Annotated in this window: 11 protein-coding genes; 5 read left to right on the forward strand and 6 right to left on the reverse strand. The window is 32.8% G+C overall.

What is annotated here, in order from left to right; all coding sequences use genetic code 11:
• Positions 1 to 5 precede the first annotated feature (5 nt).
• From dxs to deoB, 5 genes are read left to right on the forward strand one after another with little or no spacing between them, the layout of a single operon-like run.
• Positions 6 to 1,868 carry a 1-deoxy-D-xylulose-5-phosphate synthase gene (gene dxs / locus B5D14_RS09495; RefSeq protein ID WP_078712395.1) on the forward strand — a complete coding sequence of 621 codons (1,863 nt, stop codon included), beginning with the start codon at positions 6 to 8 and terminating at the stop codon, positions 1,866 to 1,868.
• 9 nt (positions 1,869 to 1,877) lie between these two features.
• On the forward strand, positions 1,878 to 3,533 hold the full coding sequence (gene recN / locus B5D14_RS09500) for a DNA repair protein RecN (RefSeq protein WP_078712396.1): 1,656 nt from the start codon (positions 1,878 to 1,880) through the stop codon (positions 3,531 to 3,533).
• Complete coding sequence (locus B5D14_RS09505; RefSeq protein WP_078712397.1) at positions 3,526 to 4,704, forward strand: DNA polymerase IV; 1,179 nt, start codon at positions 3,526 to 3,528, stop codon at positions 4,702 to 4,704. Before recN ends, B5D14_RS09505 begins: the two co-directional genes overlap by 8 nt.
• A 2-nt stretch (positions 4,705 to 4,706) precedes the next feature.
• A complete protein-coding gene (locus B5D14_RS09510; protein ID WP_078712398.1) occupies positions 4,707 to 5,615 on the forward strand; it encodes a tyrosine-type recombinase/integrase in 909 nt (302 codons plus the stop codon).
• Positions 5,602 to 6,786 carry a phosphopentomutase gene (deoB, locus tag B5D14_RS09515; RefSeq protein ID WP_078712399.1) on the forward strand — a complete coding sequence of 395 codons (1,185 nt, stop codon included), beginning with the start codon at positions 5,602 to 5,604 and terminating at the stop codon, positions 6,784 to 6,786. The genes B5D14_RS09510 and deoB overlap by 14 nt, the downstream gene beginning before the upstream one ends.
• Positions 6,787 to 7,253: 467 nt before the next feature.
• Here the strand turns inward: deoB and B5D14_RS09520 are convergent, their stop codons facing one another.
• The 6 genes from B5D14_RS09520 to B5D14_RS09545 form a co-directional block, all read right to left on the reverse strand.
• Positions 7,254 to 7,535 carry an HU family DNA-binding protein gene (locus tag B5D14_RS09520; RefSeq protein ID WP_078712400.1) on the reverse strand — a complete coding sequence of 94 codons (282 nt, stop codon included), beginning with the start codon at positions 7,533 to 7,535 and terminating at the stop codon, positions 7,254 to 7,256.
• Between the two features lie 110 nt (positions 7,536 to 7,645).
• Complete coding sequence (locus B5D14_RS09525) at positions 7,646 to 8,575, reverse strand: DHH family phosphoesterase (RefSeq protein WP_078712401.1); 930 nt, start codon at positions 8,573 to 8,575, stop codon at positions 7,646 to 7,648.
• A 2-nt stretch (positions 8,576 to 8,577) separates the two neighbouring features.
• A complete protein-coding gene (locus tag B5D14_RS09530) occupies positions 8,578 to 9,774 on the reverse strand; it encodes an acetate kinase (RefSeq protein WP_078712402.1) in 1,197 nt (398 codons plus the stop codon).
• Between the two features lie 12 nt (positions 9,775 to 9,786).
• Entirely contained in the window at positions 9,787 to 10,101 is a 315-nt protein-coding gene (gene ylxM, locus B5D14_RS09535; RefSeq protein WP_078712403.1) for a YlxM family DNA-binding protein, read from the reverse strand.
• Positions 10,091 to 11,059, reverse strand: a complete 969-nt coding sequence (gene ftsY / locus B5D14_RS09540) for a signal recognition particle-docking protein FtsY (RefSeq protein ID WP_078712404.1) — start codon at positions 11,057 to 11,059, stop codon at positions 10,091 to 10,093. The genes ylxM and ftsY overlap by 11 nt, the downstream gene beginning before the upstream one ends.
• A complete protein-coding gene (locus B5D14_RS09545) occupies positions 11,056 to 13,998 on the reverse strand; it encodes a chromosome segregation protein SMC (protein ID WP_078712405.1) in 2,943 nt (980 codons plus the stop codon). The genes ftsY and B5D14_RS09545 overlap by 4 nt, the downstream gene beginning before the upstream one ends.
• Positions 13,999 to 14,021 lie beyond the last annotated feature (23 nt).

The raw sequence follows: 14,021 nt of genomic DNA on the forward strand, positions 1-14,021 counted from the left end.
AATTCATGGATATTAATAAAATTCAAAATCCGCTTTTTCTAAAGGATTTAACAATTAAAGAATGCAATACATTAGCGAATGATATTCGCTCTTTTCTCATTGATTCAGTATCAAAAACAGGTGGTCATTTATCAAGTAATTTAGGTGTGGTTGAATTGACAATTGCTTTACATAAAGTATTTAATAGTCCTGAAGATAAAATTTTATTTGATGTAGGACATCAAAGTTATATCCATAAAATACTTACAGGAAGAGCGAAAGATTTTAAAACACTACGACAATACAAAGGAATCTCAGGATTTCAAAAAAGAGAAGAAAGTGACTATGATTGTTGGGAAGCAGGACATAGTTCCACTGTTTTAAGTGCTGCCCTTGGTATGGCAGTAGCGCGTGATTTAGAGCATAAAACTTACAATGTTATTCCAGTTGTTGGTGATGGAAGTATTGTGTCTGGGATGTCACTTGAGGCATTGAATCAAATTGGCTCAGAAAACAAAAATATGATTATCATTTTTAATGACAACAACATGTCCATATCACAAAATGTAGGAGCTTTGACTAATGGATTTTCTAAACTTAGAACATCAAAACCCTACACGAGTTTTAAAACAGATGTAAAAAGTATATTAAAGAAGAATGAAGCTGGTAAAACATTACTTGCTGGTATGAGTGCAATTAAAGACAAACTAAAAGATTCAGTTGTTGAAAGCGGTTTGTTTGGAGAATTTGGATTAGAGTATTTGGGACCTGTTGATGGTCATAACATCAAAGATTTAATTCATATCCTTGAAGCTGCAAAAAAACATGATGGACCAGTTGTTGTTCATGTATTAACACGCAAAGGAAAAGGATACAAACCTTGTGAAAATGACAAATTGGGTAGTTGGCATGGAGTAGGACCATTTGATGTATTAACAGGTAAATCATTAAGTTCAACACCTGTTGGAAAACTTACTTGGTCAGAAATTCTTTCTGAAACATTATGTCGTATTGCAAAAACGAATGAAGATGTTGTAGCAATAACACCAGCTATGATTACAGGAAGTAAGTTAGAAAAATTCTTTGCTGCATTTCCTACCCGTAGTTTTGATTGTGGTATTGCTGAGGAGCATGCGACAACATTTGCTGCAGGGCTTGCAATTGCAGGTAAACGTCCTTACTTATGTATTTATTCATCTTTTTTACAACGTGCTTATGATCAAATAAATCATGATATTTGTCGTATGGATTTACCGGTTGTAATTGGAATTGATCGTGCTGGACTAGTAGGGGAAGATGGGTCAACACATCATGGTGTCTTTGATATTTCAATGTTAAAATCCATTCCTAACTTAATTCTTTGTCAACCTAAGGATGGAGATGAAGCACAGCAATTACTTGTGAGTGCTTTTATGCAAAATCATCCTCTTGCAATACGTTATCCACGGGGAACTGAAGTGTATAAACCAATCACAACATTAGAAGAAATTAAAATGGGAAGTTGGACTCGATTTAATACATCGGATCGTACTAAGTGTATCGTGATGACCTATGGTCCAGAAGTGGATAAAGTATTAACTAAAATCAAATCAAATGACTTACCAGTAGAGGTAATTAACTGTAGATTTTTTAAGCCAATTGATGAAGACATGTTAAGACAAATCACAAATGAAAAATGTCCAATTGTCACTTATGAAACGGATATGCTTGAAGGGGGATTAGCGACAAGTATTCTTGAATGGGCATGTGATCACCATCTACAACTAAATCTAAGTCGTATTGGAATTCAAGATGAATACATTACACATGGTTCTTTGAATCAAATTAGAAAAGAAGCAGGAATCGATATTGAAACATTATTCGAAAAGATCGACAAACTTATAAAATAAGGGGGACTTATGATAAAACACCTATTTATTAAAGACTTTGTTTTATTCGATCAAATACAACTCGACTTTGAGTCGGGTTTTAGTGCGTTTACAGGAGAAACTGGGGCAGGAAAATCTTTACTTATTGATGCGATTGGTTTGCTTCTTGCTGATCGTGCTAGCTCATCGATGATTAAGCATGGAAAAGATAGTGCTTTAATTGAAGGAATATTTGATTTATCAAATAATGAGGATGCAATCCAACTTTTATCAAATGAAGGGTTTGATCATTTTGATGAGGTTGTTATATCAAGAGAGTTAAAAAATGATGGTAAGAGTACTGCAAAGATTAATTATCGTATAGTTACACTGAATTTATTGAAACAAGTTTTGCAATATGAAATTGATATCCATAGTCAACATGATAATCAATATCTATTAAATCGTAGTTTTCATATTCGTTTATTGGATCAATACATGCATGATTCAAAATTACCACAAGAAGTTGAATCAAAATACAAAATCTATTCTGCATTGCTTAGCGAATTAGAACGTGCTAAACAAGAAGATTACAATGAGAATGATTTAGAATATTTCCAATTTCAAGTTAATGAAATTGAGAAAGCCAATTTAGTATTAAATGAAGACACAGAGTTAAGTGAACAGGAAAAAATGTATCAATCTATTTCTAAGAATTTAGAAAAATATACAAAGGTATTAGAAATTTATGATGATCAAGTTCAACCACATTTATATGAGTTAAAGAAAATCTTAGAAACATTGAACGGTGGGAATGAATGCAAAGATTTATTAGAACATACATCAAGTTGTTATTATGAATTAGAAGAATCATTTGATGTGTTTAAAAAGTTTTTTGGATCACTTGAAACAAGTGAAATTGATATTGATGCTATCCAAGAGCGTCTATTTGAAATTCAACGTCTTAAACATAAGTATGGGCATTCTATCCAAGATATTCTAGATACGAAAGATGAAATACAAGCAAAGATTGATCGTATTCAAAATCGCCAAGAAGTACTTGAAAAAATGCAACAGGATGTTGATCAAAGTTTGACTGAGTTTAATCAAGTAGCTATGGAGTTATCAAATAAACGTAAAAAATCATCCATTCAATTGGATAAAGATATTATGACTCATTTAAAAGATTTGATGTTACCCAATGCTGAATTTAAAACAAGTATTACCGAGGGTAGTCCTTCTAAAACAGGAATAGACAATATTGAATTTTTGATTTCTATGAATCCAGGTGAATCACTAAAGCCATTAGCAAAAGTTGCATCTGGAGGAGAATTAAGTCGATTAATGTTAGGTTTAAAAACAATCTTTACATCACTTCAAGGAATTCAAACTGTCATCTTTGATGAAATTGATAGTGGTGTTAGTGGACCTGTTGCAACATCAATTGGGCTTAAGATGAGAGAGTTATCCAAGAGTTCTCAAGTCTTCTCGGTAACTCATTTAGCACCGGTTGCAGCCTGTGCAAGTCATCATTATCACGTTCAGAAAAATCAAGAAAATAATTCAACTGATACAGAAGTCATATTACTTAATGAAGATGAAAAAATTAAGCAATTAGCACTTATTGCAAGTGGTGATATCACTTCAGCTAGTTTAGAAGCAGCAAAAGAATTGTATTTAAAGAGTCAAGTGATGTCGAATGGGTAAAGTTATTTATCATATTGATTTAAATTCTTTCTATGCTTCTGCAGAAGTTTTACTTGATCCAACTTTAAAAGGAAAGCCTATTGCTGTTGCAGGTCATAGTCGACGAGGTGTAATCTCTACTGCCTCATATGAAGCAAGACAATATGGTGTAAATTCAGCAATGCCTACGGCAATGGCTTTGCAGCTTTGTCCAGATCTTATTCTTGTTAATGGACACTCGTCATTTTATCAAGAGTTATCTACTAAATTTATTGATACCATCAAAAAATATACAAAGATAATTGAACAAGCAAGTATTGATGAGTGCTACGCTGATATGAGTGATGCTGTAAAGTTATTTAAAAGACCGATGGATTTAGCGTGGCAAATACAAACAGAATTGTTAAATGATTTAGGACTAAAATGTTCAATTGGTGTTGCACCCAATAAATTTCTTGCGAAAATGGCAAGTGATATGAAAAAACCCATGGGAATTACAGTATTAAGAATTCAAGAGGTACCCACTAAATTGTGGCCACTCAAGGTAGATGAGATGCGTGGTGTTGGTAAGAAAACAGCCCCGATTTTACATGATATGGGAATTCATACGATTGGTGACTTAGCAAAACCAAAAGATATCGAAAAATTAAGAAGTGTATTTGGTAAAAATACAGATTCTGTAATTCAAAGAGCGAATGGATTGGATGATAGTGAGATTCTATGTGAATGGGATGTAAAAACAATGTCACAATCCTCGACATTCGCAAATGATATTACAGATTATGATGAACTTAAAAGTGAATTCTATCACTTGTCTAAGAAACTAGGATTGCGTTTACAAAGAGAAAATAGAATTGGTAATTTGATTTCAATTACAATTAAGTATTTTGATTTTTCCACAAGTAATCGTTCAAAGAAAATAACAGAATACATCAACAATGGTGATGAAATCTTTCAACATGCACTTGATTTATTTGATGAAAATTCAGATGAGAACCCGATTCGATTAGTTGGAGTAGGGGTAAGTAACTTAAAGTACAAAGAAGAAGTTCAAGTACAAATTAACTTATTTACACAAAATCAAGAGTTAACTGAAATATCTGAAATTAATAAATTGATTAAAGAGTTAAATAAATCAGTTTCAAAACCATTATTAAAGCCGGCATCATCTTTATTAAAGAAGAAGGGGTAATTATGGACTTAAGTAAAGCTCTAAAAGAATACCGTATGGAAATCGAAAATAGAGATCCGAAAGCAGCACGCACTGTGAAGAATTATATTATTGATGTGACTGCCTATTTAGAGTACCTTAAGGAAAAAGGATTTGATGATATTCAAAAAGTAAAGTATCGGGATATAGAATCGTACATTCTATCGATTGATCATTATTCGAGAAATACGATCGCAAGAAAAAGTTGTGCGATACGAAGTTTTCATCAATTTTTAAATTTTAAGTATGATTTTAATAACCCATCTTTAAACTTGGAAGTAAGAAGAGGTAAAAAAGCACTGCCAGTGTATTGCACGATTGAAGAAATCAATCAATTAATGGATTCTTTCAATGATGAAGTACCTAATGAGTGTTTCCAACATGCAATGTTGGAGTTTATCTATGCGTGTGGATTACGGGTTAGTGAATGTGTTCATTTGACTTTGAATCGAGTTGATTTGAATACAAATATGGTTAGAGTATTAGGAAAAGGGGATAAAGAAAGAATTGTACCTATTCCAGATGAATCAAGAAATATTCTATTAAGATATTTTGATACAGTTCGACCTGTATGGAATAAAAGAGGATCGAATCTCTTCTTTGTGAATCATTTTGGGAAGCACATAACGACGGAATACGTTGAAAGTGTGTTAAGATATAAGTGCAATGAATTGGGGTTTACAAAGCATGTAACACCCCACAAATTAAGACATAGTTTTGCAACGCATCTATTGCAAGGTGATGCAGATTTAAGAGCTATACAAGAGTTGTTGGGACATAGCAATATTGAAACAACAGAGATTTATACTCATGTACAAGAAAATAGATTAAAGCAAAGTTATGCAAAGTTTCATCCAGGTAATAAAGAAGGAGACGATGATGATGAAATATAATAGAATATTTTTAGTAGTAATGGATTCAGTAGGGGCTGGAGCACTTCCTGATGCAGCCAAATACAATGATGAGGGAGCAGATACAATTGGACATACTGCAGATGCTGTAGGAGGTTTAAAAATGCCTGTTATGCAAAAGTTAGGTTTAGGTAATCTACATCATATTAAAGGAATTGATCCAGTTGATGCACCTTTGGGCTACTACACAAAGTTATTAGAAAAAAGTGTAGGAAAAGATACAATGACAGGACATTGGGAAATGATGGGTTTATATATTGATACACCATTTCAAACATTTACTGAAACTGGATTCCCAGATGAATTAATTAAAGAATTAGAAGAAAAAACAGGACATAAAATCATTGGAAACAAATCTGCAAGTGGTACTGAAATTCTTGATGAATTAGGTGAAAGACATATGCAAACTGGAGAAATGATTGTTTATACTTCGGCAGATTCAGTTTTACAAATCGCAGCACATGAAGAAACATTTGGTTTGGAAGAATTATATCGTTGTTGTGAAATCGCAAGAGAAATTACAATGAAGCCAGAATGGAAAGTAGGAAGAATTATTGCACGTCCATTCATTGGTGATAAAGCAGGTAATTTCCAACGTACACCAAATCGTCATGACTTAGCACTAAAACCATTCGCAAACACTGTACTTAACTCTTTAAAAGACTGCAACTTTGATGTTATTAGCGTAGGAAAAATTAATGATATCTTTGTTGGTGAAGGAATTACAGAGTCACATAAATCTCAAAGTAGTATTCATGGAATGGAACAAACCATTGAAATTGCAGGCAAACCATTTAATGGTCTATGCTTTGTAAATTTGGTAGATTTTGATGCTAAATGGGGACACCGACGCAATCCACAAGGTTATGCTAAGGAATTAGAAGACTTTGATGTTCTATTAGGTAAGTTAATTGAAACAATGAATGAGGATGATTTAGTAATCTGTACAGCAGATCATGGTAATGATCCAACACATCATGGTACTGACCATACACGTGAAATGATACCAGTTGTAGCTTATGCTAAGAATATGAATGGCTCTGGTCTGATTAGACAAGGTCAAACATTTGCTGATATTGGTGCAACAGTTGCAGATAACTTCAAAGTTGAACTCCCTGAAAATGGAGAGTCATTCCTAGATTCACTAAATTAATGAAAATAAAAGAGCGACTATCGTGATTTGTATCACATCGCTCTTTTTCATTGCATTTAGCCTAAAAAAGAGGGGCACCCTTCATTCTGCTTTAGATGCATCCTAATTTATAGCTCTATTGTTACAAATAGAATGGTTACGCTTTTATTATCTTAATTTAATTTAGATACTTACCTATTAAAAAGAAAAGAATCTTATTGTAAATAAGATATCATGATTTATAATGAGGGTATGAGAAAGAAGTACCCATTAAATTACTCATAAATAAAAATCGTATAATAAACATTATGCGAAGTACAAGGAAAAAAGCGGGAATACAATAAAGTATTCTTTTTTTCTATTTATTAAAGCTTATGTGAATCCTATTGATGTTTATTTAGTATCTATTTCCTTATAGTAGATCTCTTAAATCTGCTCTAGCGTAAAATAAAAAAAGTCTCATTGATATGAGACTCTTAATTCTTCACTTATTTAACGATGTCTTTAAGTGCTTTTGCAGCTTTGAATCCAGGAGCTTTGCTAGCAGCAATTGTGATAGCTTCTTTAGTTGCTGGATTGATACCTTTACGTTCTGGTCTATGTTTAACTTCAAATTTACCAAACCCGCTAATATCAACTTTACCACCATTTTTTAATGTTTCAGCAATAGTGTCAAAAACTAAGTCTAAAGTTTCTGTTGCAGCTTTCTTAGTCATGTCATTCTTTTCAGCAATTAAATCTGCTAATACTTTTTTGTTTGTGATTTCCATATGAAATACCTCCATCTCCATATACTATTTTATCATTGATTGAACTACTTATACAATAGAATATATGCATTTTATCCTATTTTCATAATAACTTGTGAAATTTGTAATAATTATAACAATCTCTCTAATTCATCAATTAATGTATTGACTTGGCTAATTGTTAGGTTTTTTACACCACAAGCATTTTTGTGACCACCACCATTGTATTGCGATGCAATATCATTGATAGCAACTTCTTTTGAACGTAGTGATCCTTTGTAAACATTGGGGTTCTCTTCATCTTGTGTAAAGATACACCATATTAAATAGTCTTTTACATTTCCAAGTTCAGAAACAAACTCTCTAGCTTGATTGATTGACAATTTGAAAGGGCGTATATCTTCTTTGGTAATAATTGCATATGCAACCCCTCCCCTAGTCATTACTTTATTTCTAAGCATACTAATGTAGTTGAAAGTATCAATATCGATATCAAAGACCTCTTGATTTGTTTTAGAAATGTTAATTCCACGACTCGCAATTAAAGATGCTATATACAACGTATTTGGAGTTGTGTTATTTGTTCTAAAACAAAGTGTATCTGTTAATATACCTTGATAAAGATATTCTGCTGTTTTAAGTGAGATTGTATCTAATCCAATTTCAATAAAAAGTTCGCCTAATAGTTGGCAAGTTGCAGCATCTTCTACTTTGATAATTTCGATATTTGCAAATTTCTCTACATAAGGATGGTGATCAATTCGCATTGTTTCTTTAGCTAAGGTATAGCGATGATCATCGACACGAGCACTATTTGCAGTATCCAAGATAATAGCAAGACTATTTTTAATTGTTTCATCAGAAACGGGATAAGTTGTTTTTAGTTCAGGATGTCTACCAAAATCAAATCCACACATATGAATTTGTTTAGTTGGATAGTTTTCTATTAACCAATTACTTAAACCGCATTGGCTTCCAAGTGCATCCATATCTGGATTTTCATGACGAAAAATAGTAATGATATCATATTTTTCGATTGTTTCTTGGAAAATGTTTTTCATTTTTACAGACCTAAAATTCTTACTGTATCTCTTGCGATAACTAATTCTTCATTTGTAGGCATTACCCAAACTGTTACTTTAGAATCTGGTTTTGAGATGACAATTTCTTTACCACGAATTGTTTTATTTAAATCATAATCCATAGAAAGTCCTAAACCTTTTTCTAAACCTTTACAAATTAATTCACGAATTAATGTATCGTTTTCACCAAGACCTGCAGTAAATGCCAATGCATCCACACTACCCATTTGCATAAAGTAACCACCTACAACATTAACAACACGGTTAACATAGATTGCATGAGTTAATTTAGCTCTTTCATTTCCTTCTGCTACTGCATCTTCAATGTCACGAGCATCACTAGAAATTCCTGAAATACCTAACATACCTGATTTTTTATTTAAAATATCATTGATTTCATCTGCAGTCATGTTTGTTTTGTTTTGCATGAAAGTAACAATTGCAGGGTCAATATCACCACAACGAGTTCCCATCATAACACCAGCTAGAGGTGTAAAGCCCATTGATGTATTTACACATTGTCCATGTTCAACTGCAGTAATAGAAGCTCCATTACCTAAATGACATGTAATAATGTTTACATCTTTAATATCTTTCCCCATTGCTTTTGCTGTTTGTTCAGCAACATATTGGTGAGATGTACCATGAGCACCATAACGACGTACTTTGTAATCTGTATACCATTCATAAGGTACAGGATACATAAATGCTTCTGGTTTCATTGTTTGATGGAATGCAGTATCAAATACAAAGATATGCTCAATGTTTGGTAATGCTTTTGCAAATGCGCGATATCCAATTAAATTTGCTGGGTTGTGCAAAGGAGCTAATTCAGCTAAATCTTCTACAATTTTAGTTGATTCAGGTGTAACTTTAACTGATTGATCAAAAAAGTCTCCCCCTTGAACAACACGGTGACCTGCACCATTGATTTCATTTAAATCAGCAACAACTCCAAATTCAATTAATGATTTCAATAATAAATCAACTGCTTCATTGTGGGTAGGAATAGGTAGTTTCTTAGTGTGTTTTTCACCATTCACTTTAATTGTGAAGATACCTTCTTCTAAACCAATTCTTTCAGCAATACCTGAAGTTAATACTGTTTCACTTGGCATTTCAAACAATTGAAATTTTAGTGATGATGAACCTGCATTTACAGAAATAATTTTACTCATATTTTCCTCCTATTATTCGCTCTCTATGCACTTATCTACAATCTTGTTTATTTCTTCATGATTGTATTCTTTAATTTTGTTATAGTATTCCATTCTTTTAGAAAATGATTCAAAACAATGAAGTTTAGCTTCAAATTCTTCCAGCAAGATTTCACTTCTTTTTAAAGCATCGTGAACCCCTGCCCTACTTATTTTTTCAATCTCTGCAATCTCTGTAATTGAATAATCTTCACGATAATAATAATTACAAATCTCTTGTTGCTTGTTTGTTAGTAACCTTTCATAAAAATCTAAATAGTAATTGATTTGTTCTTTCTTACTGAACATGTTGTATACCTTCGGATATACTATATAAATATGAATCCAAATCAAATGGCCTTAAATCAGTTTCTTTCTCACCAAGTCCAATAAAATAAACTGGGATATGAAGAATGTTTTTAATCGCAAGTACAATACCACCTTTTGCAGTACCATCCATTTTTGAAAGAATGATTCCAGAAACATTAGTTGCTTCTTGGAAAATCTTAGCTTGAGATAAACCGTTTTGTCCTGTAGTAGAATCAAGTACTAACCACACATGGTGTGGAGCTCCTTCTATTTCTCTTCCAACAACACGATGCATCTTTGCTAACTCATTCATTAAATTCTGTTTGTTTTGCAAACGACCTGCTGTATCACATAGTAGAATATCAATCTTGTTCTCTTTTGCCCAACGACATCCATCCACAAGAACACTACTTGGATCACTTTGTTCTTTTCCTTTAATACAAGTAACACCTAACTTATCAGCCCATCGAGCTAATTGATCTATTGCTCCAGCTCTAAAGGTATCTGCAGCAACTACACCAACACTCTTACCTTGATCTTTAAAGTAACGAATGAGTTTAGCGCATGAAGTAGTCTTCCCACTACCATTGACACCCACCAAGAAGATAACATTAATCTCATGAGGGTACTCTAGTTCAGGACTAGGTGTTTCATTGTATAAATCTTGCAATATTTCCATTAAGAAACTCATTGCATAGCGGAAAGTAATCGTACTATATTGTTGTGCTTTACGTTTTAGACGTTCACAAATTTCATCTGCAGTTTCAATACCAACATCACTTTCAAGAAGAACAATTGTTAATTCCTCAAGGAACTCATCATTAATTCCTTTGTACTTATAAGCCATGTCATTTAACTTTTGACCCATTGAATCTTTAGTCTTTTTAAAACCACTTAAATAAACTGCTTGATCATCACGTTTTTTAAATTTTTCTTTTAAGGTATCTAAGAAACTCATGATTTCACTTCTTCCTGTCCATCAGCCATATCAATTGCATCTTTAAGTTCAACACGTAACATCTGTGATACACCTTGTTTTTGCATTGTAACTCCATAGAGAACTTCACACTGTTGCATTGTTCCTGGACGATGAGTTACCACAATAAATTGCGTATCTTCTCTAAAGTTCTTTAAGTAACGTGCAAAACGTTCTACGTTTCCTTGGTCAAGTGCAGCCTCAACTTCATCAAAGATACATAAAGGTACAGGACGTACTTTTAATATTGAAAAGAGAACACAAATCGCAATTAAACTCTTTTCTCCACCTGAGAATAAACGAATATTTTGAACTGACTTTCCTGGAGGCTGTACATCAATATCAACACCTGTATTTAAAATATCACTAGGATCTTCTAAGACAAGTTTTGCTTTACCTCCACCAAATAATGCTCTAAAGGTATCATTCAATTCATTGTTGATTGCATCAAACATTTCTTTGAATTGCTTTTTCATTACATGATCCATCTCATCAATCGCAGATAGAATTTTATCACGACTGCTAATTAAATCTTTTACTTGTTTATCCAAGAATTCATAACGTTCATTTACTTCTTCAAATTCTTGTGGAGCATTCATATTGATATTACCAAGACGTTCTATTTCGCTACGAAGTTGTAATACTTCTTCTTTAGCATTTTCAATATGACTATCATTCACTTTTGTTTTCGCAAATTCATAAGTTAATTGATATTCGGTTGCTAGGCGTTGTAAGTTATTTTCTAACTTTGTTTCTAAACGTGCTTGATCGATTCTAATTGCATTTTGAGAAGCACTAGCAGTTTCTAAATCTTTTCTGATTTGACGAATTTGTTGTTCCTTACGATCAACATCTTGACTCATCTTCATACGATATTCACGTTTGCTACGAATTGAGTTTGTGATTTCATCTCGCCCTGAGTAAGCTTCATTTAGTTTAAGAACAACTTCATCAGCAAAGTTTGCATCACCTAATCCATCATCACCGTTTGGTCGAATTAGTTCATAATCATTTTTTAGTTTTTCATATTTTGCACGTTTTGCATCCACAACTGGTTCAAGTTGTGCAGAACCAATACGTGATTCCATTAATCCACGTTCTAATTCTTCTCTTTTTCTTTGTGTTTCTTGCACATTTTTTTCTGCAAGTTCGCAAGCAGCAATTTGTAATTCAATGGATTGATTAATTTCATCAACCTCTTTCTTAACTGTTAATAAAGAAGTACTGTTCTTTGACTTACCACCTGTCATTGAACCGCCTTTATGAATTACATCACCATCAAGTGTTACAATTTTATAATTGTATTTTAATAGTGAAGCAAGATTATTTCCATTTTCTAAAGTATCAGTTACCAATACATTTTGTAAGAATGCTTCTTTAACAGGAATAAATCGATTCTCACATTGCACAAAATCACTTGCGACACCCAAATATCCTTTTGTATTTTCACATACAATTTGATTTTCACGAGATATATTTCTTGGTTGTAAAACAGTTAGTGGTAAGAATGTAGCACGACCACTTTGATTTTTCTTTAAGAAGTTAATTGCGTTTCTTGCAGCTTCTTCATCACTAGTTACAATGTTATACATTGTTCCACCAAGTGCTACTGAAATTGCTTCTTCATAGCCCTCAGTTGGTTGCATGATTTGAGCAATTACACCGAGTACTCCATGAAGTGATGCAGCATTATCTACAACCGACTTAACTCCACCTTGGCTATTAAACGGATCTTTTAATAAGTTATCTAAAAATTCTTTACGATTTTGTAGTCGACGAAGCATTCCATTCTCTTCATTATTTTTTTGTGAGAATTCTGCATATTGCATAGCCACTTGAGAAAGTTGTTCACTAAGTAGTTCAATATTAATTTGGCATTGATCATAACGAGATTTACGATCTTCATATTCAACTCTTGCTTCTTCAAGCAAACTTTGAAGTTGTTTTGCTTTTTCTTCACTTGTTCCAACTTCAACTACATATTTTCTTTTTTCATCTAATTCAATTTTACGAGTTTCTAATATTTGAATTTCATTAACTACTTTCATCAAATTCTCTTGAAGTTTATTGATTTCTTTTTCTAAATCATTTACTTCCTTTTTAGATTCTAAGTTTTGTGTTTCATGAACTTGAATTGTTGTTTGAAACATTGTCGTTTGTGATTCAATATTAAAAAGTGTTTTCTTCGCATCTTCGATTTGTTGATTGATGGTATTAATATCTTCTACAAGTACAGCGATTTCAATTTCTTCAAGACGTGTTTTCTTTTCTTTATAAAGTTCTGCTTTTTTTGCAGCACGCTTTAATGGAGATACTTGACGTTCAAGTTCGGATAAAATATCTTGTGTACGATCGATATTCTCTTTTGTACGTTCAAGTTTAGCTAAAGACTCCATCTTTCTCTTTTTGTATTTACTAACCCCTGCTGCCTCTTCGAAGATTGCACGGCGGTCTTGTGGTTTTGCTTCAGCAAAACTACTAATATTTCCTTGAGAAATCATAGATAAAGAATCTTTACCTAATCCTGAATCCAAAATTAAATCAACAACATCTTTTAAACGTACGTTGTTTCGATTAATTAAATATTCTGCATCTTGACCATTACGGTAAAGTCGACGTGTTACTTCAATCTCATCAAGTTCTGAGTTTAAAGAACGTTTTGTATTATCAAATACAAGTGTTACTTCTGCCATACCAACCATTTTACGATCGGCACTTCCTGCGAAGATGACATCAGTCATTGTTGTACCACGAAGTGACTTAACTGATTGTTCACCTAATACCCAACGTATCGCATCGGTAATATTACTTTTCCCACATCCATTTGGGCCAACTACACCTGTTACAGAATGTTCAAAGTTAATAACTACTTTGTCTGCAAAAGATTTAAATCCTTGCATTTCTACTCTTTTAAGAAACATGGGTGCCTCCTTGCTAGTTCATT

The organism is Anaerorhabdus furcosa (assembly GCF_900167375.1).
Lineage (GTDB): Bacteria > Bacillota_I > Bacilli_A > Erysipelotrichales > Erysipelotrichaceae > Anaerorhabdus > Anaerorhabdus furcosa.